The 23,518-nt window shown below is 39.8% G+C and carries 18 protein-coding genes; 10 read left to right on the forward strand and 8 right to left on the reverse strand.

Annotated features, from left to right (window positions below):
* Positions 1-438: 438 nt before the first annotated feature.
* Positions 439-1,347, forward strand: coding sequence for a CoB--CoM heterodisulfide reductase iron-sulfur subunit B family protein (locus tag NWP22_RS12230; RefSeq protein WP_271731208.1), 909 nt, complete (start codon positions 439-441; stop codon positions 1,345-1,347).
* On the opposite strand, the gene lpxD is transcribed toward NWP22_RS12230, so the two are convergent.
* Complete coding sequence (lpxD, locus tag NWP22_RS12235) at positions 1,348-2,394, reverse strand: UDP-3-O-(3-hydroxymyristoyl)glucosamine N-acyltransferase (protein WP_271731207.1); 1,047 nt, start codon at positions 2,392-2,394, stop codon at positions 1,348-1,350.
* Between the two features lie 177 nt (positions 2,395-2,571).
* Here lpxD and NWP22_RS12240 point away from each other — a divergent pair, with 177 nt between their 5' ends.
* The 8 genes from NWP22_RS12240 (at position 2,572) to NWP22_RS12275 (ending at position 14,134) form a co-directional block, all read left to right on the forward strand.
* Entirely contained in the window at positions 2,572-3,603 is a 1,032-nt protein-coding gene (locus NWP22_RS12240; RefSeq protein ID WP_271731206.1) for a FecCD family ABC transporter permease, read from the forward strand.
* The gene (locus tag NWP22_RS12245) at positions 3,600-4,643 is read left to right on the forward strand and encodes a FecCD family ABC transporter permease (protein WP_271731204.1); all 1,044 of its coding nucleotides are present in this window, start codon (positions 3,600-3,602) and stop codon (positions 4,641-4,643) included. Before NWP22_RS12240 ends, NWP22_RS12245 begins: the two co-directional genes overlap by 4 nt.
* Positions 4,640-5,452, forward strand: a complete 813-nt coding sequence (locus tag NWP22_RS12250; protein ID WP_271731202.1) for an ABC transporter ATP-binding protein — start codon at positions 4,640-4,642, stop codon at positions 5,450-5,452. The genes NWP22_RS12245 and NWP22_RS12250 overlap by 4 nt, the downstream gene beginning before the upstream one ends.
* A 98-nt stretch (positions 5,453-5,550) precedes the next feature.
* A complete protein-coding gene (locus NWP22_RS12255; protein WP_271731201.1) occupies positions 5,551-6,639 on the forward strand; it encodes a helix-turn-helix transcriptional regulator in 1,089 nt (362 codons plus the stop codon).
* 128 nt (positions 6,640-6,767) lie between these two features.
* Positions 6,768-9,377, forward strand: coding sequence for a TonB-dependent receptor domain-containing protein (locus tag NWP22_RS12260; protein WP_271731200.1), 2,610 nt, complete (start codon positions 6,768-6,770; stop codon positions 9,375-9,377).
* Between the two features lie 83 nt (positions 9,378-9,460).
* Complete coding sequence (locus tag NWP22_RS12265) at positions 9,461-10,405, forward strand: ABC transporter substrate-binding protein (RefSeq protein WP_271731199.1); 945 nt, start codon at positions 9,461-9,463, stop codon at positions 10,403-10,405.
* Between the two features lie 151 nt (positions 10,406-10,556).
* A complete protein-coding gene (locus NWP22_RS12270) occupies positions 10,557-12,317 on the forward strand; it encodes an ABC transporter ATP-binding protein (protein ID WP_271731198.1) in 1,761 nt (586 codons plus the stop codon).
* Between the two features lie 8 nt (positions 12,318-12,325).
* A complete protein-coding gene (locus NWP22_RS12275) occupies positions 12,326-14,134 on the forward strand; it encodes an ATP-binding cassette domain-containing protein (RefSeq protein ID WP_271731196.1) in 1,809 nt (602 codons plus the stop codon).
* Positions 14,135-14,275: 141 nt separating this feature from the next.
* Here the strand turns inward: NWP22_RS12275 and NWP22_RS12280 are convergent, their stop codons facing one another.
* The 4 genes from NWP22_RS12280 to NWP22_RS12295 all read right to left on the reverse strand — a co-directional run bounded on the left by NWP22_RS12280 (position 14,276) and on the right by NWP22_RS12295 (position 19,698).
* Complete coding sequence (locus NWP22_RS12280; protein ID WP_271731195.1) at positions 14,276-14,656, reverse strand: DUF1636 domain-containing protein; 381 nt, start codon at positions 14,654-14,656, stop codon at positions 14,276-14,278.
* A 162-nt stretch (positions 14,657-14,818) separates the two neighbouring features.
* The gene (locus NWP22_RS12285; protein WP_271731192.1) at positions 14,819-15,826 is read right to left on the reverse strand and encodes an iron-siderophore ABC transporter substrate-binding protein; all 1,008 of its coding nucleotides are present in this window, start codon (positions 15,824-15,826) and stop codon (positions 14,819-14,821) included.
* Positions 15,827-15,858: 32 nt separating this feature from the next.
* Complete coding sequence (locus tag NWP22_RS12290) at positions 15,859-18,393, reverse strand: TonB-dependent siderophore receptor (RefSeq protein WP_280801954.1); 2,535 nt, start codon at positions 18,391-18,393, stop codon at positions 15,859-15,861.
* Between the two features lie 261 nt (positions 18,394-18,654).
* Entirely contained in the window at positions 18,655-19,698 is a 1,044-nt protein-coding gene (locus NWP22_RS12295; RefSeq protein ID WP_271731190.1) for a helix-turn-helix transcriptional regulator, read from the reverse strand.
* A gap of 519 nt (positions 19,699-20,217) precedes the next feature.
* Between NWP22_RS12295 and crtL the strand changes: the two genes are divergently transcribed.
* A complete protein-coding gene (crtL, locus tag NWP22_RS12300; protein WP_271731189.1) occupies positions 20,218-21,504 on the forward strand; it encodes a lycopene beta cyclase in 1,287 nt (428 codons plus the stop codon).
* Between the two features lie 57 nt (positions 21,505-21,561).
* On the opposite strand, the gene NWP22_RS12305 is transcribed toward crtL, so the two are convergent.
* Genes NWP22_RS12305 through NWP22_RS12315 form a run of 3 tightly spaced genes read right to left on the reverse strand, consistent with a single transcriptional unit; the run spans position 21,562 to position 23,278 of the window.
* Entirely contained in the window at positions 21,562-22,845 is a 1,284-nt protein-coding gene (locus NWP22_RS12305) for a BaiN/RdsA family NAD(P)/FAD-dependent oxidoreductase (protein ID WP_417006587.1), read from the reverse strand.
* Positions 22,846-22,892: 47 nt separating this feature from the next.
* On the reverse strand, positions 22,893-23,057 hold the full coding sequence (gene rd / locus NWP22_RS12310) for a rubredoxin (RefSeq protein WP_271731188.1): 165 nt from the start codon (positions 23,055-23,057) through the stop codon (positions 22,893-22,895).
* Positions 23,058-23,083: 26 nt separating this feature from the next.
* Positions 23,084-23,278 (reverse strand): hypothetical protein, encoded by a 195-nt coding sequence (locus NWP22_RS12315; RefSeq protein ID WP_271731187.1) that lies wholly within the window; start codon positions 23,276-23,278, stop codon positions 23,084-23,086.
* Positions 23,279-23,518: the final 240 nt, after the last annotated feature.

The raw sequence follows: 23,518 nt of genomic DNA on the forward strand, positions 1-23,518 counted from the left end.
GACAAAGCTAGACTTTACTTTCTACTTCAACGGGAGCATGGGAGCGGTTATCCCTGGTGTAGACTTGCACGCCTTAGCCAGACGCGATATTTCTCTTAAGATTTACAAGAAAGACTACCGCTATCATTGCTTGGTTTTCGCCTTGGCAATAGTCTTAATTCAATACTTGATATCGTAAGATTATATATCAAGTGGGCGATTTTCTTAACTCACTTATGTCAATACTTGTCAATATAAGTATATTTTTGTCTATAAAATATTCAGCTTAGGACTAGCTCTAGAAAACTCCCATCCCCAAGGACACACTTAGGTTCTGTACCTAAGATAACATCTCAAATACTCAAAAAAACCATTTACCCCAAAGCCACTAAATCCCTACTTTTCTAAAGGTTATTATCAGGGATAACTGCCCTTATCCAAACATCCAAACATATTTATATGCTATCTTCCCCCCTCAAATACGCTTATTACCCCGGCTGTGTAGCCCAAGGCGCTTGCGGAGAGCTTCACTTATCCACTCAAGCTTTAACCCAAGCATTGGGTATTGAACTGATTTCAGTCAAAAAAGCCGCTTGCTGCGGTTCCGGCACATTTAAAGAAGATTCCCAATTACTCGAAGATACTGTCAACGCCCGCAATATAGCTTTAGCTGAGGAGTTAAATCTACCCTTACTTACCCATTGCAGCACTTGTCAGGGGGTTATCGGTCATGTGAACGAAAACCTCAAGCAATGCCAAACAGACAACCCCAGTTACCTAAAACAAGTCAATGGCCTACTAAATAAACAAGGCTGTTTACCTTATCGCGGTAGTACCGAAGTTAAACATATTCTCTATGCCCTCATTACAGATTATGGTTTAGAGGCAATTAGTCAACGAGTCACTCATAAGTTAACCGGATTAAACTGTGCTGCTTTTTATGGCTGTTATCTCCTGCGCGCCCAAAAACATATGCCCTATGATGACCCATTCCGCCCCGAAGGTATGGAAAATTTATTTCGGGCGGTAGGCGCAACACCGATTTATTACCGTGGTCGTACCCAATGCTGTGGCTGGCCTCTTGCTAGCTACGCCACCACCGAGTCTTTTAAGATGGCGGGGATGCACATTCAAGAAGCCCTAGAAAATGGGGCTGATTGTATAGTCACTCCTTGTCCTTTGTGTCATCTGAATTTAGATTCCCGTCAGCCAGAGGTGGAAAAGGTCATTAACAAACGATTAGGTTTACCCGTCCTGCACTTACCTCAGTTGATTGCTTTGGCTTTAGGGGTTAGCCCCAAGGAACTAGGTTTAGATCGTCACATCGTTTCTACAAAGCCAGTGTTAGAAAAATTGGGGATTAGTTAGTTACTTTTTTCCTATCTGCCGTTGTAATTGCTTGAAGGATTGATACATTTCTGGTAAGCGATTGTATATGGCAGATACTTTCAGATACAGTTTGTGGGGAACTGCTGGCATCCCGGAAACTATTTCCCCCGGTGCCACATCATGATGAATGCCGGATTTAGCAGATGCCATCGCCCCATCACCAATTTTTACTTGATTCGACACTCCTGACTGTCCGGCTAAGATCACCCGATTCCCCACTTTCACCCCTCCGGCTAGTCCAGATTGCCCGGCAATAGCACAATTTGACCCAATAGTGCAACCGTGTCCTATTTGTACTAAATTATCAATTACTGTCCGGCTTCCTATCCGTGTTTCTCCCACAGCCGGGCGATCAATGGCACTATTACAGCCAACTTCTACCCCATCTTCCAAGACAGTATAACCTGACTGTTCCATTTTTAACCAACCAGTGGGGGTAGGTACAAAACCAAAGCCTTCCGCACCAATCACAGCCCCACTGTGAATTACGCAATCAGCACCGATGCGGGTACGTTCATGGATGGTACAGTTAGCGTGTAAGATGGTGCGATCGCCGATTTTGGCATCGGGATAAATTACCACATTGGGATGAATAATCGCACCATGACCAATTTCCACATCCTGCTGAATCACCGCATGGGGACCAATATAAACATCATTACCCACTTTGGCTGTGGGATGAATCACCGCAGTGGGGTGAACTTCTGGCTGGGGACGGTATGGTTGATAAAAAAGTGCGATCGCTTGGGCAAACAACAGGCGGGGTTCTGGCGTAGCTATCCAGGCGATACCCCGCTCTTCTGCTTGGGACTGTAGTGTTTTATCCCGGGGTAAGATTAAAGCGCTAGCGTGGGTCTGGCTGACAAGAGCAGCGAATCTTGCCCCTTCTATATAACTCAGATGACCAAGTTTAGCTTCATCCACAGCAGCTACACCTGTAATTTCTGGATTTTGAACGGGAGCAATGCTGAGGCTGTTATCTGTAGCCAACTCACCCATTCTATCAACAATTTCGCTGAATTTCATTTTTAGGTGTGTTCAAATCTAAAAACATTGAAGCATAGAGAAGGACATTTGTGTACACGGAAACTTCACCTATAACTGATTATTCGGGAGCAAAACTTATGTTACTTAATTTTATATATACTTGCAATCTATTCTCAACTACTTTAAACTCAGTTGAGAATAAATATCAGATAGGTAATGAGTAAATCAACTTCCTCACCAAACAGAGGATTTTTACACTCCCTAACTTTGCCCCTTGGGGGTTTAGTTTTAGCAGTAGTGATTCTCCTAATATGCCTAATTTTCAGCGTCACTCTCGGTGCTGCAGATATACCTTGGACTACAGTTTATAGAGCATTGACAGACTTTGATGGTTCTCAAAACCATTTAATTATACGTACAGTCAGACTACCGCGATCGCTCCTAGCCGTGATGGTAGGTGCTGCAATTGCCGTATCTGGTGCCCTAATGCAAGGTATAACACGTAACCCATTAGCCGACCCGGGCATCTTAGGAATTAATGGCGGCGCATCCTTCGCTGTTGTAATTGCTATCTTTATTTTTGGTAGTTCTGCACCGACTGCTTATGTTTGGTATGCCTTTGCTGGTGCGGGAATTACGGCTATCAGTGTTTATTTTTTAGCTTCTTTTGGGCGCAGTGGTATCACTCCTCTCAATCTCACCATGGCTGGTGCAGCTATGAGCAACTTACTTGCCGCACTGATTACTACCATCTTAATTGTCAGCCAACGCACATTAGAAGAAATTCGCTTTTGGTTAGCCGGTTCCCTAGCAGGTGCTGATGCCAATATCATTACTCAAGTGTTGACTTACATTTGCATGGGCTTAATCTTGGCGTTCCTCCTAGGAAAACAAATCACAGTTCTCAGCCTAGGAGAAGATATCGCCCAAGGATTAGGTCAACAAACCTTATGGATAAAAATTGCTGCTGGCGTTAGTGTTTTTCTGCTCCAAGGTAGTGCAGTAGCAGTTACAGGTGGTATTGGATTTATTGGTTTAATCGTTCCCCATATAGTGCGCTTGTTAATTGGGGTAGATTACCGATGGATTCTACCATATAGCGCTTTGTTTGGTTCAATCCTACTTTTAAGTTCAGATATTTTTGCCAGATTGGTAATTCAACCACAAGAACTACCCGTGGGAATTATGACAGCTTTAGTGGGTGCGCCATTCTTCATTTATTTAGCGAAAAATCAAATTAAAAAATGAGGAATAATAGCTTAATTTTTCGTTCCAAAATATTTCCTATTTCTTTGCGCCTGAAAAAACGTGTTCCCATTGTTTTACTCATCCTGATAATCATCACTTTGGTAACGATGGTAATTAGCACCTCCATTGGCGAATATCCCACACCACCTCTAGTTGTAATTCAAACAATTTTGGGGATAAACACGGGAAATCCTGAATATGGTTTTGTGATTAACACCCTAAGACTACCAAGAACTTTAACGGCTGGACTTGTGGGGACAGCCTTAGGAATATCTGGGACAATTATCCAAGGCATCACCAGAAATGCTTTAGCAGACCCAGGTATTATTGGGATTAATACTGGTGCTGGTTTAGCGGCTGTGTCTTTAATTGTGCTGTTTCCCAACTTACCGGCCGGAATTTTGCCTTTAGCTGCCTTTAGTGGTGCTTTAGCTGCTTCTGTGGTGATTTATCTACTGGCTTGGGATAGGGGTACTCATCCCATTCGCCTAATTTTAATTGGCGTGGGAATTTCTGCTGTCACTGGTGCTTTGACTAGCCTATTGCTGACATTTGGAGAAATTTACAATGTGAGTCAAGCTTTAGTTTGGCTAGCTGGTAGTGTTTATGGACGCAGCTGGGAACAGGTATTAGCTATATTACCTTGGTTGATAATATTTATTCCTTTAGCTTTATGTAGTGCACCACAATTAAATGCTTTAGCTTTAGGGGATGAAATAGCAAAAGGTTTAGGTAGTAGAGTAGAGTGGCAACGCAGTTTTTTAATATTAATTAGTGCTGCACTTTCTGGCGCAGCGGTAGCCACTGCTGGAACCATTAGTTTTGTGGGATTAATTGCTCCCCACATCGCCCGACAGTTAGTAGGTAGTAATCATGAAGGTTTAATTCCTGTATCTGCCGCCTGGGGAGCCATGATTGTAGTTATCGCTGATTTATTGGGGAGAATTATATTTGCACCCCTAGAACTTCCCTGTGGCGTTCTCACTGCTGTAATTGGTGCTCCTTACTTTATTTATTTATTAATGAGCCGGAAAAAATGATATTACCAACTCAGATAATTCATCCCCTATCAGCTAATAATTTAACTCTAGGTTATGATGGGGTAACCATTATAAAAAATTTAGATCTGACTATACCCAAACGAAAAATTACCGCATTAGTGGGTGCTAATGGTTGCGGTAAATCTACACTACTGCGGGGGTTAGCAAGGTTACTGAAACCGCAGAAAGGCACAGTTTATTTAGATACAGCAGATTTGTTTAAGTTATCAACAAAAGATGTTGCTAAAAAATTAGGTATTTTGGTTCAATCTCCCCTAGCTCCCGAAGGTTTAACCGTCAGAGACTTAGTAGCTTTCGGACGCTTTCCCTATCAAAATTTGATGCAACAATGGACAAAAGAAGATGAACATTTTGTAGAAATAGCATTAGAAACAACGAGAATGAAAGAACTGGCTGAACGGGAGTTAGATACCCTCTCTGGTGGACAGCGACAGCGTGCTTGGATTGCTATGGCACTAGCTCAGAATACGGATATTTTACTATTAGATGAACCCACAACTTTCTTAGACTTAGCACACCAAATTGAAGTTTTAGATTTGCTATGGGAATTAAACCAAAATCAGCAAAGAACTTTGGTTATGGTACTGCATGATTTAAACCAAGCTTGTCGTTATGCAGATTATTTAGTAGCGGTGAAGCAAGGTAGAGTTTATACTCATGGTACACCCGAAGAAGTGATGACTAAAACTACTGTTCAAGAAGTATTCGGGCTAGGTTCCCAGATTATTACAGACCCAGTAACTGGTACACCAATGTGTATCCCCATTAGTAGGATACGGTGTTCTTAAACAATTAAAAATCAGAAATTCGCCAATAAATTTTAGGTTGCAACTTCATCATCAATTGACATTTGTAGACTTAAGCATTTTACCTCTCAGAGAAAAGTATGTCCAACATAATTTCGCAAACAGACTATAACATAACTTGGCAACAGATTAACGAAAACACTCAATATCCAGATGAATCTCATACTGGAGATTTTATCAATTACTGCCCGGAAAACTTGGGTAAAGGATACCATCGTCAGATTCAATTACGAGGAATACGTCTGCTAATTATTGATGAACAATTTGATGATGATTTGTATATTGAATCTGAAGATATTCAACCGAGTGAATACGATAAGATAGAATTTGGATTTAATTTGTCAGGCTCATACTCCCAAAACGAATGTGGGCAAAGTTTTTTAGACTGGAGGAATCAAGATCAAATGGATGGAAGAGAAAGTTTTGTAATTTTTGGTAACAAGCGGCGACTAAAAGTAGATATTCACTTAAAAAGTCCAGATTTGCTGAAAGATTTTATTATTGAGCATCGCAAAAAGGTACCAAATATTTTAACAGACTTCCTCGAAAATAATAGTAAAGAAGATTTTTTTGACAGCAATATAATCACTCCAGAGATGTATCTGCCATTAGAGCAGATTATCAACTGTCCTTTCCAGGGAATAATTAAATGTATATACTTAGAAAGTAAATGTTTAGAATTAATTGCACTGAAATTGGAACAATTGGCACAGAACCATGAAAAGCCAGCTAAAAAACTCCTACTTAAAAAGGATGACATTGAAAGAATTCATGCAGCTAAAATAATCCTCATCAGAGATATTAATCATCCTCCCACATTAATTCAATTAGCAAGACAAGTAGGATTAAACGATTACAAACTGAAAATTGGTTTTCATCAAGTATTTGGCACAACAGTATTTGGTTATTTACATGAACAGCGAATGGAATTATCAAGTCAACTGCTCATAGAAAAAAGAATGAGTATCAAAGAAATAGCACGTACTGTTGGTTATGCAAACCAAGGTAGCTTTGCAGCTGCATTTCGTAAACGATTTGGAGTTAACCCAAAATACTATCGCCTGGAAAAACCAGCAGCCAGCATTAACCCTGCGCCCTTCCTGCGCCCTTCTTGCACCCCTCCTTCAACCTCTGCGAACCTTTGCGTAAACCTTCGCGCCCCTGTTTAAAAATCCAATTGTCAAAAAAATCCGTCTACGGGCCAAAAAAATCCGTCTTGCAGCTGAACAGGTATTTTAAATTACAAAGGAATTATTGTACTCTCCTTAAAATAGATTCTTAATTGGTATGAGAGTATATGTCAACAAGGTTGCAATTATTTACAGTAGTTTGTTTAACCAGTGTAGTACTTACCGTTAAACCTGTATTGGCAATTCCGTCTGTAAGTGAGGTGGAACTACTTACAAATAAGGTGAAAGAATTAGTATCACAAACTTCAACAGGGCAATCTGTAATTATTATCAATGGAGTAGAAGTAAATCCCACAGAAAAAGGTATAGAGGTAATTTTAAAGACAAATCAAGCCGAAGAACTGCAAATCACAAATAGTAGCAATAATAAGAATGACTTGATTATAGATATTCCTAATAGTCAATTGCGTTTACCTAGTGGTGATGGCTTTACATCCTTAAAACCAGTTGAGGGTATTACACAGATAACAGTTACTAGTCTAGATGTTAACACTATTCGGTTAACAGTCACGGGTGCAACAGGATTGCCAAATGTCGAATTATTTGACACTGTTGAAGGGTTAATTTTTGCCCTCACACCAGTTGGAACTTCCGCACAACAAGAGCCAGAACAGCGTTCAGATGAAACTCAAGAATCTATAGAATTGGTGGTGACAGCAACACGCACGGAAGAAGATGTGCAGAATGTCGCACGTTCTGTAACTGTGATTACACGGGAAGAAATTGAACAGCAAGCCCAGTTGAGCACAAATTTAGCTGATATTTTGGGAAAAACAGTTCCTGGCTTTGGTTCCCCTACTAATCGGAGTAATACATTTGGGCAAAGTTTACGCGGTCGTAATATTTCGGTCTTAATTGACGGTGTTCCCCAAAATGCTAATTTGCAATCAATTCCCGCTCAACTGACAACCATTGACCCCAGTGCGATTGAACGCATTGAAGTTGTTCGCGGTCCGAATGCAATCTATGGTGGTCAAGCTACTGGTGGTGTAGTCAATATTATTACTAAGAGGCCAAGCGGTCAAAGATTAACTTCTACAAGCAATATTGGTTTAGATACTTCTTTGACTAATTCCGCAGATAGTTTTGGCTATGATTTGTCGCATCAAATATCTGGGACAGAGGGCAAATTTGACTATACTGTCGGGTTTTCTCTGGTGACCACTGGGGGGTTTTTTGATGCTGAAGGCGATCGCATTGCTAATTTTGCAGGTGATGAAGATAGCACCAAAATCAATGCTTTGGCTAAGGTAGGAGTAGAATTAACGCCCGATCAACGTCTGCAATTTAGTTTTAATCATTTCGACCAGTGGCAAAATACTAACTTTATTTCTGATGAAGCTATTGATGAAATTCCCGGAATTCAAAAATCTCGCGCTCTGAGAATACCGGAGGGGACTACTGTAATTGGCGCTAGTGATGGGGCCTTTATCAACAATACTTTACTAAGTTTAAATTACAGTAATGATAGTATTTTAGCTAGTAAGGTTCAGGCTCAAGCTTACTATCGTAATTATGGTTTTGGTGGAGGAATTCCCGATGATAACCGTGATGGTAGGTTGAGAGCAATCACCAAATCAGAAGGCGACATAGAACAGTTGGGTGGAAGATTGCAGGTGGACACACCTTTTAATTCTCAAAGCACAGTGAGTTTACTTTGGGGGGTTGATTATCAAAAAGAACGCAGTTCTCAAAGATTTAATATTTTCGACCCTGATGAATTTGATGCTTCCGGGGGTCGAGTTTTTCGCAAGATTGACGAGCGTGTTTTTGTCCCAGAGTATGATTTTAGAGAACTGGGTATATTTGGTCAGTTGCAATGGGATGTTACTGATAATTTGCTGTTAAGTGGTGGCTTGCGCTATGTGAATATTGGTGTGAATTTAGACGATTATATCACAGCAGAAAATCCCCGTCGGCAAATTCAAGGAGGCGATCGCAGTTTTGATTCCACAGTGTTTAATGGTGGTATTGTCTACAAACTTACGCCGTCAGTTAGTGTTTTTAGTAACTTTGCTCAGGGGTTCTCAGTTCCAGATTTAGGTCGTGTTTTCCGCCGACCTCCTGGAGGTGTGGTGAATGTTTTAAACTCTTTGCAACTAACAGAACCACAGAAAGTAGATAACTATGAAATTGGTATTCGTAGTAATTGGGATAATCTCCAGGTGTCACTTTCTGGTTTCTACAACTATTCTGAGTTAGGTTCAGCTTTTAGTTTTAACCCTAATAGTGACTTCCTGGAAACTATTCGCGCTCCTCAAAAAATTTACGGGATAGAAGCAGCTGTGGATGTCCAACCATCTCAAGGTTGGAGTTTGGGAGGTACAGCTACTTGGATAGAAGGTGTAAATGATGAGAATAATGATGGTAATTTCCTTGCACTCAACAGTATTACTGTTCCACCATTAAAACTCACAGCCTACGTAGAAAACCAAACCCTCCCCAGTTGGCGCAACCGACTGCAATTATTGTACTCAGGCGATCGCGATCTCGCTTTTCAAGATGAGGTAGAGGATGCCAAAATTAACAGCTTTATCACAGTTGACTATATCAGCAGTATCAAACTAGGTCAAGGTGAACTAAAACTTGGTATTCAAAACTTATTCAATAACCAATATTTCCCAGTTTATTCACAATACTTTGCCCCATTTTTCGATAGTGCCAATTATGCCGGAAAAGGTATAACTCTCAGTGTAGGCTATCAAATTGTTTGGTAAATAATCAGCATAAATTATTTTTTTAGGGTGGTTTTTTGCTCACCCTTTATATCAATTACAACAATCCAAAATTAATTATACTGATGAAATTATTTTCTGTTTATAAATTAAAATTCATCTTAGGTATTGCCACAACTTTCATTATCATAGGTTGTGGACTGAATAGCACACAAAATTTAAACCTTAACTCGGTGGATGTCACCCCGGTGAGGGTAGTCAGTCATGCTATGGGTGAAACCAAAGTACCTTTACACCCGCAACGAGTAATTGTGCTAGGTGGGTTAGATAACATTTTAGCTTTAGGAATCAAACCGATAGCCGCGACAACCTTGGGCGACAACAATTTTCTCAAATATCTAGATCATTTAACCGACGGAATTGAGAAAATTGGTACTAACGGTCAACCAAATTTAGAAAAGATTTTATATTTAAAACCCGATTTAATTTTAGGGTTAAATTGGGATGCTGATTTATATGAAAATTTATCCCAAATTGCACCAACAGTTTTAGCAGAAGGTGATACTGATTGGAAACAGTGGTTAAGAAAATTTGCGGAAGCAGTTGGTGAAACAGAACATGCAGAAAATTTGCTGCAAGAGTATGACCAAAGAATCAAAGATTTACGGGTAACCATGGGTGATAATCTTACTAAAACTCAAGTATCTCTGGTGAATTTTTGGGCAAATTCTGCTCGTATTTATATGAATCGCTCATTTAGTGGTTCAATTATTAAGGAAATAGGTTTTTCTCGTCCTGTGTATCAAGACAAAGATAAAACTCAAGAAAATGTTTCATTAGAATTAATTCCCCAAATGGCTGGTGATGCTATTTTTCTGATCCTAGGAGGACACAATGAATCAAAGCTGCAACAATTTATCAATCATCCTTTGTGGTCGGACTTACCAGCAGTACAGGAAAACCGGATTTATCCAGTACGAAATGATGTATGGATTGCTGCATGGGGAATTATTGGAGCAAATCAAGTTTTAGATGATATATTCAGATATTTAATAGGGGAAACATCTTGAAAAATTATGAATGCGAACTTTTACCGATTTATTGATTCTGTGATGATTTTACCAATGGGAATCAATAGTTAAGCTTAAAACCTTTGTTCATGTAATCTACATTACTCTGAAATCAGTCTCCAAAATCTGGTTTGCTGATAGGTAAAATTTTATGAAAATTGGACTCCGACAATACTGTAATTTACTTGTAGATTATCTCCAACCACAAAAATGGCGAGTTGCTAAGTTTGCGATCGCTCTTTTGTCCAGCATAGGACTACAATTAGTTAACCCCCAAATTCTGCGATATTTCATTGATACAGCCGTAACTGGAGGTTCAGGACAAAATTTGCTCTTAGCCGCTTTACTATTTATAACTGTAGCTTTAATCACCCAACTAATTAGCATTGCAGCTACCTATTACGGCGAAAACGTCGCTTGGGGAGCTACCAACGCCTTACGCGCTGATTTAGTTGAGCATTGTTTGCAATTGGATTTATCCTTTCATAAATACTCTACACCCGGTGAATTACTAGAAAAGGTAGATGGTGATGTTCACACCCTGTCACAATTCTTTTCTAAATTTACTGTTTACATCTTAGGCAATTTACTACTCATGTCCGGTGTAATTGTAGTCCTCTTTGCCGAAGATTGGCGAGCTGGTTTGGCGATCACATTTTTTAGCCTCACAGCATTATTTACTTTAATTCGTCTGCGTTCTATAGCTGTTCCCCATTGGGCGAATTATCGCCAAATCAGTGCTGATTTCTTTGGTTTTGTCGGTGAACAACTCGCCGGTATGGAAGACATCCGCGCCAATGGAGCGAAAAATTATGTCATGCACCGCTTCCACAAAATTTTACAACTGTGGTTACCAGTATTTCATAAAGCCCGCTTTGCCAGTACCATTCTTTGGGGTACAACTAACGGGATTTTTACATTAGGGACAGCGATCGCCTTAAGCGTCGGTGCTTACCTTTGGAGTAAAAACATTATCACAATTGGTACGGTATATATACTATATTACTACACCAACTTACTCAGCGAACCCATTGAACAAATCCGCAACCAATTTGAAAACCTGCAACAAGCAGAAGCCAGTATTTACCGCATTCAAAATTTACTTCAAGTAAAATCAAAAATTAGTGTAGGTGGAGAACAACAACTTCCTCACCGCGCACTTTCAGTGACTTTTAACAACGTCTCATTTAGCTATAATGACCACGAATCTGATATTATAAATTTAGTATTGCAAGACATATCCTTTAACTTACCTGCTGCTCATGTATTAGGATTATTAGGGCGTACAGGTAGCGGTAAATCCTCACTAGTGCGGTTATTACTGAGATTATATGACCCACACTCAGGCCTAATTCACTTGGGAGATATACCAATTAACCAAACTCCCATAACAGACTTACCGCAAAAAATCGGATTAGTCACCCAAGATGTGCAATTGTTTCAAACAACAGTCAGGAATAACCTCACCTTTTTTAACCCACAGATCAGCGACGAACGCATCCATGAAACCTTAGAAATATTGGGACTATCACAATGGTTATATTCATTACCCCAGGGCTTAGATACAAATTTGGGGCCAGATAGTAATGGCTTATCTGCGGGACAGGCGCAGTTACTCGCATTTACTCGCGTCTTTCTCAAAGACCCTGGTTTAGTAATTTTAGATGAAGCCTCCTCTCGCCTCGACCCCATAACCGAGAGACTCGTACAAAAAGCCGTTGATAAATTATTAACCGGGCGTACTGGCATTATTATTGCTCATCGTTTAGCCACTGTACAAAAGGCTAACCAAATACTCATTTTAGAACAAGGTAAAATCATAGAATATGGTGAACGAGAAGTATTACTTAATAATTCAGAATCACGGTTTTCCCAATTATTACAAACAGGCTTAAGCGATATTTTAAATTAAAAATAATTATGGCAGCAACAAAAAAATGCAACCATTGGCAATTATTATGGCAACTAATTTGTTACCAACCCAAACTATATATTATTGACAGCATCTACTGGATTTTAATTACGGGTTTGCCAGCGCTACCAGGCTTAATCATCAGGGAATTTTTCAATAGTTTAACTAATAAAGCACAGTTGGGTTTATCACCCTTAGCCTTAATTGCATTATTACTCGCTCTCAATTTTGGGCATATTGCCGTTATATTTGCCGGACGTATTACCAAAACCCAGCACCGTTTTTTAATGCGGTCATTACTGCGACATAACTTATTAGAACGCTTATTTGACAATCCCACAGCACAGCCCATAATTGTTAATGAAGAAGCTGAAAAAACTGGATCTCAGGGAGAAATAATTAGCTATTTTCGTGATGATGCCGAACAAATAGAAGACAACGTAGCCTGGATATCAGAAATTTCTGGAGAAGGAATATTTGCTATTCTTTGTTTAATGATTTTAGTGAGTATTAATGTGCAGATGACCGTGTTTGTGTTTCTGCCCTTAGTCGGAATGGTCGCAATTATTCAAGGCGGAGAAACTCGCATTAAAAAGTATAGGAAAGCCAGCCGCCAAGCTACCGAAAAAGTTACAGGGCTTTTAGGTGAAATATTTGGTTCAGTTCAAGCTATTAAAGTCGCCGGCGCAGAAAAAAATGTTTTGGATTATTTTCATACTTTAAATGAGCAACGCCGCCAAACAATGATTAAAGATAGCTTGTTGAATGCTATTCTTAATTCTACCTTTCAAAATATGGTGAATCTAGGAACCGGTATAATTCTTTTACTGGCTTCTCAATTCATGCAGAGTGGCGTTAATCAGTTAACAGTTGGTGACTTTGCTTTATTTGTATATAACCTTTCCTTTGTGACTGGCTTTTTTAGCTCTGTTGGCGGTTTTCTAGCGTTATCTAAACATACAGAAGTATCTTTTGAACGGATGGCTAGTTTATTAGCAGGTGTATCCGCGGATATATTAGTAGCTCCCAATCAACTTTATGTAAATGACCTGAATAATCGCCAAAAACCCCTACCACCATTAGAACCACCTGTGAGAAATGAGCAAGATAAACTGCAAGTTTTAACAGTATCTCATCTCACTTATAATTATCCTGGTACTGACCAAGGAATTAAAAATATTAACTTGGAAATTACACGGGGTAGTTTAACTGTAATTACTGGTGAAATTGGTGCAGGTAAAACTACATTACTGCGGGTTTTATTAGGATTACTACCTAAACAAAAGGGAGAAATTTACTGGAATGGGAACATTGTAGAAAGCCCAGCTAGTTTTTTGGTTCCCCCTCGCAGTGCTTATACTCCCCAAATTCCCCAATTATTTAGCTACACTGTGCGAGAAAATATTTTGTTGGGTTTATCTAAAGATGACCAAGATATTGCCACAGCTTTAAAAATGGCGGTGTTTGAGCAAGATTTGGCGACTATGAGCGAAAGTTTAGAAACTGTAGTTGGTTCTAAAGGTGTGCGGTTATCTGGGGGACAAATGCAACGAGTAGCAGCAGCGCGGATGTTTATCCGCAAACCGGAATTATTAGTATTTGATGACCTTTCCAGCGCCTTAGATGTAGAAACAGAATTGGCGTTATGGTCGCGGATATTTGTTAATAATCCTGAACAGCAAGAAAATTCTTGGACACCAACCTGTCTTGTAGTTTCCCATCGTCCTGCTGTGTTGCGTCGTGCTGACCAGATTATTGTCATGAAAGCAGGGAAAGTGGAAACACAAGGTAAATTTGATCAAATTTTCCAGGAATAAGTTTTGTAGTAGTGCTTCTGCTACCTGCTCCAAAGTTAACCCCAACTTCAATAACCGAGGTACTGCTTCGAGTTTACCTTCGAGTTGACCCTCAACGCGCCCCTTACGCTCTGCGTCTTCCAAGCCTTTACAACATATCATTTACCTTGTCTCTGGTGTGGGAGGGATGCGGACTAAAAGATGAGAACGAAGTGTTCCCGGTAGTTTCCCAGGTAAAACATATCCGTCTTTACTTCCTTGATAAAGCAGGCTGAATTGCAACAAATCAGTTGTACTTTCCTCTGTTAAATCCACAAAATGATATGTATATTTTTCTGGACAAACAAAAGTCACAGTACAAGGTCGGCCACAAGTCCATAAACAACCTACAGATTCAATATTGAGATGATGATAAATAGAATTATCCTTTTGCAGTTCTAGCAGTTGCAAAAATAATTTATTTCCTTCAGCCCGTTCATCAGCTTCTTCATGGTCGATAACAGCACTACAAGATTTACAAACAAATAAAGTATGAAGAGTCATAACCAAAGTAATTAAATAAAAAAAATTTGGAATAAATTAGCCCGCTTGGCAATATTTTACAGTAGGTTTTTAGTACCTAAAATAAAAGTATTAATAGTAAAATTATTCTGGGGTGGGCATCCTGCCCGCCCTTATACATAATAACCTGAAATTTACTGTGATTTAGGGTGTATTGACGAGATATTGAAATAAATCATCAATAATGGCGTTTGCAGCTAACATACCACTCCCAATCCAGTAACTTGGAACTACATAAACCTTATTGTTGCGTACAGCTTTTAAATTTTTCCACAGAGGATTTGCTTGTAATTCCTCTAATTTCTTTTTAGCTGTTTGATTGCCTTTAGCGTTATTTTCGTATGTCCAAATAAATATCACATCACCATCCGCTTTTTCAATTAATTCCTTACTGATAGATACTTGAATGGGATTACCAAATAATTTTTTTGCTTCCGATGCGGTGAAACTTTGGGATTTTGGGCGAGATAATCCCGCGTCTTGTAAAACTGTGCCGCAAAAAGAATCCCTGAGATAAAGGTTGATTTTATCCGGATAAACTCGTACTACAGAAACTTGAATTTTAGCTAAATATTCGTCCATGTTTTCCTGAAATTTAGCCAAACGACGGTAATAATTTTCTGTTACTTCTTTAGCAGTTTCTTCCTTACCTAAAGCGACACCAATGTTATTAAATACCTGTTTCCATTGACCACTATTTTCAAATTTAAATAAAACTGTGGGTCCTATCTTGGACAACAGAGAATATATTGATTCGAAATACTTGAACCCGATAATGAAGTCCGGTTTCATTCCCAAAATACTTTCTAAATTAGGTTCGCCCATTGTACCGATGTTATTCACTCCTGTCATCTGCTCTCGCCAATGTGAGGAAAACTCGGAAATCACACTACCAACAGGTTGAATACCTAATGCGATCGCATTTTCCAAGGAAGTATCATCTAAAGTCACAAGTCGCTCAAACTTGTCTGGAATACAGGTGATTCCCGCAGAGTGTTTAAGATCACGACAAGCTGCGTTTGTTATCTGTTCATTCACGGGTATAGAACCACCATAATGACAAGCTACAGTCAGCAATAAAGAACAAAACATTGCTATCGCCAATCCCCACCAGCGAGTTAAGCGTTTGAATTTGATATAACTTTCATTCATGATGGTTATTTATAACCTACACCTGATGTTGTTTAAAATGTCACAGAAAAACTACCAATAACCCTTAATGGTGCCCCAGGTTCTATAGCTACTCTCCCAAAATTTGCTCCGTGAAAATATTTTTCATTAAACAGATTTTGGATATTAACCCCAGACCGCCAATTATCACGTTGATAGTAGATTGCTGCGTCTGTTCTCAGATAACCAGGGATGACATAAGTATTTTCGTCGTTACCTTGGCGATCGCCTATATAAAACAAACCTAAACCAAAACCTAAACCTTGTAAATTACCGCGTTGTAATTGATAAGTTGTCCACAAACTGGCTGTATTAAATGGGATATTCACCGGACGATTCCCCGCATAACCATCATTAAATTCTGTGTACTTAGCATCAACATAAGAATAAGATGCAATCACATTCCAACCAGGACTAATTTCTCCCCCAACATTGAGTTCAACTCCTTGGCTGCGTTGTTTTCCTATCGGAATGCTAAAGTCTGGATTAGCTGGATCAGTTGTAGCCATATTTGATTTTATAATGTCATAAGCTGCCAAAGTAGCCGCTAATTTGCCATCCAAAAATTCACCTTTTACACCAACTTCATATTGAGTTCCCCGTTCAGGTTCTAAAATTGTTCCATCTACGCTTGTCGCAAAATTTGGTGAAAATGATTGACTGTAACTAGTATAAAGAGAAATAGGTTGAATAGGTTGGTAAACAATACCCAGTCTGGGGGTGATAGCTGTATCGTATTGATTGGATTCAGAACCATCCCGTAAATCTTTACTGTTTTGATCTACAAAATCCAACCTTCCACCCACAACCAATTTTAAATTATCTGCAAAAGCTACTTGGTCTTGTACGAAAATTCCTAAACCAGTACTTCTATTCTGGTTATTACGCACAACGTTGGTTAATTCTTCTAAACCAGGTCTGGGTATGGCATTGTAAACTGGATTAAATACATCAATACTTGGTGTAATTCCTCCGGGTAATCGGCTCTGAGTTCCCCCTGATGTGGCTCTAGCTAAGTCAACACCAAATAAGAGAGTATGATCAATTGAACCTGTCGCCAACTTACCAACTAAATCAGTTTGTAAGGTATAATTTTCTTGATAGTCATCATTGGATCTAAAGTTCCGTGTGAGAATCCCTGTTGTTTCATCTAATCTCACAGGTTCAGCACGATAATCGAAGGTATCTGCACTCTGATATCGGAAGGCATTGCGGATTTTCCAATTATCGTTAAAATTATGTTCTAAGCGATAGCTAAAACCTATTTCTTCAACTTTCCTTACATCATCTGGTTCGCCTAAAATACGCTCCACAGGAATATCAAGAATACCATTACCAAAAGCTAAAAATCCCCGATCAAATGGACGCTCATCGTTGAGATAGTCGAATTGCAACCTTAAGTTGGTTGCTTTGCCAATTTCCCATTTTAAAGTGGGTGAAATAAAGAATCTTTGAATATCTTGATTAAAATCACGGAATCCTGCTGAAGATTCGTAAACAGAGTTGAGCCGATATAGCAAAGTTCTATCGGAATTTAGTGGACCAGAGATATCAAGACTAGGACGAAATGTGGAGAAATTACCTACTGACAATTCAGCATTATAATAGGGATCTTTGAGAGGTTGCTTCGTAACTAAATTAATTACACCTCCCGGTTCGACGCCACCATATAAAACTGAAGCCGGTCCTTTGAGAACTTCTAGACGCTCAACGTTTGCAGTTTCTCTAATACCATTTCGTCCATCCTTGAAACCATCAACTAAAATACCTCCACCAAAAAGACCACCGTTAAAAAATCCGCGAGTAGCCAGTTGATCTACTCCCCCACCAAACCCACCATTTTGAACCACACCACCAACATTCAGCAGCGCATCTCTTAAACGAGTAACTCTTTGATCTTTGATCACTTGTTCAGGAACTACTTGAATAGTCTGAGGAATATCTCGGATTAGAGTATCCGTTCTCGTTCCAGTTGCAGCATTACGTACACGGTATCTATTTTGCTGACCTATAACTAATAATTCAATTGGTTCTTCTGGTTGGGTTTCAGAAGTAGATGCTGTGGTTATGACACTAAAAATTAAACCCTGGTCAGCATCAAATAACTCGACTTGCGGCGCAGCAGTTTCACCTGTGATGGTGACGCGAATTGTATTTGCATCTAAATTGCTAACTTTAACTTCAGTAATTCCCGCCATGGGTTTTTCGAGGCGAAATGATGTGTCACCGCTAGGTAGGTTTAACTGGGCATTAGAAATGTTAATAATAAAACTATTGCCCTCACTTTGATTTGTGAGTTGCAGTTGATCTGATTGATTGGTTTCTAAAATTACTTCTACACCTTTGTCCGTTGTTTGTAAATTAACACCTGCTACCTGAATCACAGACTGAGCCAGCCATTGCTGAATTCTACTAGAAGCTTGTTGTATATCACTTAATTGAGAAATTTTACCTTTTGGTTTTTCGTGGCCTTCAGCTAAAACAGGTGGGTTAACCAATAGCAAAGCTAAAATGACCATCCAAGCTAGTTTATTTAAATGATTTGACATTACTCGACTCACAACACTAATAAATAGGCATGAGGAATTGGGAAGAGTTAACAGTAACCGCTAACTACTCTCAATACCTTATCAACTGAATTTCGGTAATTTATAATTACTATCAAGAAGTCTACAGGAAATTAATCGGATGTGGATAAATGTTGTGAACGGTAGACGGAATTTTTTGAACTCTAGACGGAATTTTTGCTTTTTAAGTGATTTAATCAGGTGAGAATTGTATTTATATCAAAATTTTTAATTTTCCTGTAATTACCCTATCAATTCATTAATTTCCAGAGATGAACGTGAATTAGCTAATAAAAATTCTTTAGGGTTGATACCAAATTTCTTCCTAAAAGCAGTAGCGAAGTAGCTACGACTAGCAAAACCAACGCTACGCGCAGCTTTAGAAATACTTGTTTCTCCTGCTACTAACAATTTTCTGGCTTGTTCTAGTCGGTAATGATGTAAATAGCCAAAGACAGTTGTACCAAATACCAACCGAAAGCCACGTTTAAGGGTACAGTCATTTAACCCCACTTGTCGGGATAATTCGATTAAAGAGGGGGGATTATCTAAATTTTTTAATAAAATGTCTTTAGCAGAGTGAATGCGTTCTACATCTTCTGGTTTGATTGTAAAGCTGTTATGTTTAGCTGGATGTGCTGCTACGTCTTGTTCTACCAACAATACCATCAATTCTAAAACTTTACTCTCTAAATACATTCTTTTCATTAGTCCGTGATAGGGGCAATTTAAAATTTGCTCTATTCCTACTTGCATTGCTGGAGTTGTAATACTAGAACGAGAATAATATGTTTCATCAGGTTTTCTGACTAAATGAGTTAATTCTGGTGGGAGTATGTCCTGTTCTCTTGCTATGAATAGGTAAAATATTTCCGGTTCAATATGTACATTAATCTCAATTTGGTTTTGTGATTTAAATGATGAAAATTTTTCTTTAGGCGCAAGCCCGCTACCCCATAATGTGTTTTTTCCGTCGTGAACAGAAAAATGGTGATTTTGGCGATGACTGGAAATATAAAAACTGTATTCTAAAGGATGTTGTCTATCTGGAAGATGCAAAATTATATCATCATATAATTGAGTTTCTGTAATTGCTAAGGACAAACCTTCCCGCAATTCTATTTCTCCATAAAATCCTGTACCTAGTTCTGAAGGGAATTGCAAAATACTATCAAACATTTCCCACTGTTCACCGAGGATAGTAGATAGTCCGTCGCACTTTCTTTGTGCTTCTGGTATTTCTACAAATAAATCCCAAAAAGCTTGTTGTGAAATTGTAATTGTCATAATATATGAGGGATAAGTTTTCAGTTTTTATCTATTCTTGACTATGATGTTGGGGAAAAATTCTCATCCCCAAGCACAATTAATAGATGCATCGTCAATTTGAGTAGTACTTATGATTAAAAACAGCCTAAATACAGCAATTAGCATCTTATTGAGAAATAATAGCACTAATTGGATTAGAATAATATATTCTTATACTGGTAAACTGTAATTTAATATACAGAATTTCTGTTAAATCATGCTATCTGCACGGGTTACTTCGTATCAGGGTGGGGATAGGGAGCGGGGTACGAGGATTGTATCTTTACATAGTCTTCAATTCACCCACAAATTAGAACCAGAATGTTTTGACCCACTCTGCTTGTGATTTCCGGGTCATCCTCTGGGGTAATGATGAGGCTATATAAATAAATAACAGTATCTAGACTTCCACACCATAGGGGTGAGGGACACAAGAGTCAAACTGGAACTAAGCAATCCCCTAAAATGCAGTGTAGTAGTGCATTTTAGGGTATAGGTATGAGCTTGGTATTTGATGCTTTAGTGATTGGTTCTGGACCGGGAGGATTGGCGATCGCCGCCGCCCTATGTAATCAAGGTCTGAGGGTTGCAGGTTTAGCAACCACACCCCCCCCAGTAGAATGGTCAAACACATACGGTATCTGGTGCAATGAATTAGAACCAATGAAGATGACCCATCTTCTCAGCCATCGTTGGCAAAACTGTGTCACCTACACCCTTGATCAAAAAATATCCCTTCAGCGTGAGTACGGTTTATTTGATAATGTCAAGCTGCAGTCACACTTCTTAAAACAGTGCGAGCAGGGTAAAATGTTATGGCATCAGGGTACTGCTACCAGCATTGAGCATTTACCAACTCATTCGTGCGTCACTACGACCCAAGGAGCAAAGGTAGCCGCCAGAGTGGTTATTGATGTCAGTGGTCACAAACCCGCGCTGTTAAAAAGACCCCAAAGCAATCGCATTGCCTATCAAGCAGCTTACGGCATCGTCGGCACTTTTTCCTCACCACCCATTGATGCCCAACAGTTTGTTTTAATGGACTACCGCAGCGATCATCTATCACCGGCGCAAAGACAAGAAGAACCCCCCACATTTCTCTACGCCATGGATTTAGGAGGCGGTGTATTTTTTGTAGAAGAAACCTCCCTAGCAAACAGTCCCGCAGTTTCCTTTGAGGTATTGAAAAAGCGGTTGTATCAACGTTTAGCCTTTCGAGGTGTGCAGGTAAATCACATCCATCACATTGAATACTGTTTGTTCCCGATGAATTTACCCTTACCGTTGATCAATCAATCCGTCATGGGCTTTGGTGGCGCAGCTAGCATGGTACATCCCGCATCTGGTTATATGGTAGGGGCTTTGATTCGACGAGCCCCCGGGGTAGCAGCAGCGATCGCCCAGGCTTTGAATCATCCGAATGGGTCTCCTGGGGAGATTGCAGCCACAGGATGGCAAACCCTATGGTCAACCGAGGAAATCCGTAAACACGCCTTGTACCGGTTCGGTTTAGAAAACTTAATGCGGTTTGACGAGGGGACGCTACAAGCTTTCTTTGCTTCATTTTTCCAGTTATCCTTACCCCAGTGGAGCGGTTTTTTAGCAAATACCCTGTCTATTCCAGAAATGCTGCAAACCATGCTCAATCTGTTTGGTCGAACTACTAACGAGGTGCGCTGGAATTTAATGCGCTCTGCTTGGAGCGATCGCGCTTTGTTGTGGGAAGTTTGGCATCCTCAAGTCAATGTTGACCCAGAAAACAAACCCGATAGCAGGAGTAAATAAGTTAGGTATAAATCCTGTTGAGTGGCGTTTCATCCCCTCGCTCAAGCGTAGGGGTTCTCACGCTCCCACTATGTTTTGATAGCCACCGTCAGTTAGTTCACTTCCCATGGACTTACCAGCTAAATATCCTGTTGTCCAAGCACTTTGGAAGTTAAACCCGCCCGTGATTCCATCAATATCTAGAATTTCTCCGGCAAAATAAAGACCGGGAATTAACTTACTCTCCATAGTCTTAAAATTAACTTCCTTGAGATTAACACCACCACAGGTAACAAATTCCTCTTTAAACACTCCTTTACCTGTAATTAAATACTCTCCCTGGGTCAGTTCTTGAATTAGCTGATTTAATTTTTTATTGGATAGTTCAGCCCAACGGTCTTCTGTCGTTATCCCGACCCGGTCAATAAGATATTGCCAGAGGCGGTGCGGTAGGTCAACCCCACGATGTAAGACCATGGCTTTTTGTCCCCATTGTGTCTTAACTGCTAAGATTTTTTGCTGCACTTGTTCTTGATTGAAATCCGGTAGCCAATTCACCAATAATTTAGCTTGATACCGGTTTTCGTGCAAAAATCGGGCACCCCAAGCCGAAAGTTTCAGCACAGCAGGGCCACTCATACCCCAGTGGGTGATTAATAATGGCCCAGTTTGTTCTAGTGGTGGTTTTCCTGTCCCAGATAAACGTAATTGTACGGGGTTCACACTCACCCCAGCCAATAACCTCAGTTTGGGTTCGGGAATATTAAAGGTAAATAAAGAAGGTACAGGGGGTTCAATGTTATGACCCAACTCCCTAGCAATTTTATAACCCATAGGGTTACTTCCTGTTGCCAAAAGCAGGCGATCGCATTTTTGGCTCAGTCCAGACTTGAGGATAATTTCAAACCCTGGTGCTTGGGGAAGTTTTTTGACATCAACTACTGGTGTACCGATGCGTAATTGTACCCCAGCGGACGCAGCAGTTTTAATCAAACATTCCACAATTGTTTCAGAATTATCTGTGATGGGAAACATCCGCCCATCAGCTTCTGTTTTTAACCGCACACCGTGGTTTTCAAACCAAGCTACTGTATCCTCAGCTTGAAAGCGGCTAAAAGCACCCCGTAAAGCCTTACCACCTCTGGGGTAATTTTGTACTAATCTGGCTGGTTCAAAGCAAGCATGGGTGACATTACAGCGTCCTCCACCAGAAATCAACACTTTCGCCAGTGGTTGACGACTAGCTTCGATTAAGGTAACTTGGGCATCAGGATTCATTTGAGCACAAGCGATCGCACCAAAAAATCCTGCCGCTCCACCTCCAATCACTACAATATTTAAAGTTGGTCTTTGAATATTCAAGGCTAAAAACTTCTATAATATATACATCTAGGAACCAGCGGTTATTGTTACAGTTCTAGCGGTTCAAAAAAATCTTTTGTGACTCCACACACAGGACAAACCCAGTCCTCAGCCAATTCCTCAAAGGGCGTTCCGGGAGCTACACCGCTATCAGGATCGCCGATTTCTGGGTCATATTCGTAGCCACACACCGTACATACATACTTTGCCATAGTTTTTACTCTGTCATATATTGAGACTACAACCGCCACCAGGTTTTTTGTACATAGCTAATCATCCCTATGGTAATCGCCCCTAGTAACAACAGTCCAATGACACCACCGGGAATAAATGTCAGCATACCAAAACCTCTAACTACCCACATGGCTAGTGCTATACCCAGAAGAATCCCGAAAATTTGGGTTAATGTCCGATTTAAGGAAGATTGATTCACCCAGTTTCCCTCTCAAATCCAGTTGATCACAATATAGTCTACAATAATTTAATGAATTTATAGTCATTTATGTATATTTGTAGTATCATATTATTATGAATGTACGATCATTAAATGAATGAAACTATCTGATTATGCAAAAAAGGTAGGGATAAGTTATAGAACTGCGTAGGGATAAGTTATAGAACTGCGTGGCGTTGGTACAAATCCGGCGTAATCACAGGTTATCAATAACCTACA

The organism is Anabaenopsis tanganyikae CS-531 (assembly GCF_029891675.1).
Taxonomy (GTDB): Bacteria; Cyanobacteriota; Cyanobacteriia; order Cyanobacteriales; family Nostocaceae; genus Anabaenopsis; species Anabaenopsis arnoldii.

Coding starts and splice junctions, on each gene's coding strand:
- NWP22_RS12250 (WP_271731202.1), top strand. CDS start 4,640: ATGATATTACCAACTCAGATAATTCATCCCCTATCAGCTAATAATTTA.
- NWP22_RS12280 (WP_271731195.1), bottom strand. CDS start 14,656: ATGACTCTTCATACTTTATTTGTTTGTAAATCTTGTAGTGCTGTTATC.
- NWP22_RS12270 (WP_271731198.1), top strand. CDS start 10,557: ATGAAAATTGGACTCCGACAATACTGTAATTTACTTGTAGATTATCTC.
- NWP22_RS12240 (WP_271731206.1), top strand. CDS start 2,572: ATGAGTAAATCAACTTCCTCACCAAACAGAGGATTTTTACACTCCCTA.
- NWP22_RS12255 (WP_271731201.1), top strand. CDS start 5,551: ATGTCCAACATAATTTCGCAAACAGACTATAACATAACTTGGCAACAG.
- NWP22_RS12245 (WP_271731204.1), top strand. CDS start 3,600: ATGAGGAATAATAGCTTAATTTTTCGTTCCAAAATATTTCCTATTTCT.
- NWP22_RS12275 (WP_271731196.1), top strand. CDS start 12,326: ATGGCAGCAACAAAAAAATGCAACCATTGGCAATTATTATGGCAACTA.
- NWP22_RS12290 (WP_280801954.1), bottom strand. CDS start 18,393: ATGTCAAATCATTTAAATAAACTAGCTTGGATGGTCATTTTAGCTTTG.
- NWP22_RS12230 (WP_271731208.1), top strand. CDS start 439: ATGCTATCTTCCCCCCTCAAATACGCTTATTACCCCGGCTGTGTAGCC.
- NWP22_RS12265 (WP_271731199.1), top strand. CDS start 9,461: ATGAAATTATTTTCTGTTTATAAATTAAAATTCATCTTAGGTATTGCC.
- NWP22_RS12285 (WP_271731192.1), bottom strand. CDS start 15,826: ATGAATGAAAGTTATATCAAATTCAAACGCTTAACTCGCTGGTGGGGA.
- rd (WP_271731188.1), bottom strand. CDS start 23,057: ATGGCAAAGTATGTATGTACGGTGTGTGGCTACGAATATGACCCAGAA.
- NWP22_RS12260 (WP_271731200.1), top strand. CDS start 6,768: ATGTCAACAAGGTTGCAATTATTTACAGTAGTTTGTTTAACCAGTGTA.
- lpxD (WP_271731207.1), bottom strand. CDS start 2,394: ATGAAATTCAGCGAAATTGTTGATAGAATGGGTGAGTTGGCTACAGAT.
- crtL (WP_271731189.1), top strand. CDS start 20,218: ATGAGCTTGGTATTTGATGCTTTAGTGATTGGTTCTGGACCGGGAGGA.
- NWP22_RS12295 (WP_271731190.1), bottom strand. CDS start 19,698: ATGACAATTACAATTTCACAACAAGCTTTTTGGGATTTATTTGTAGAA.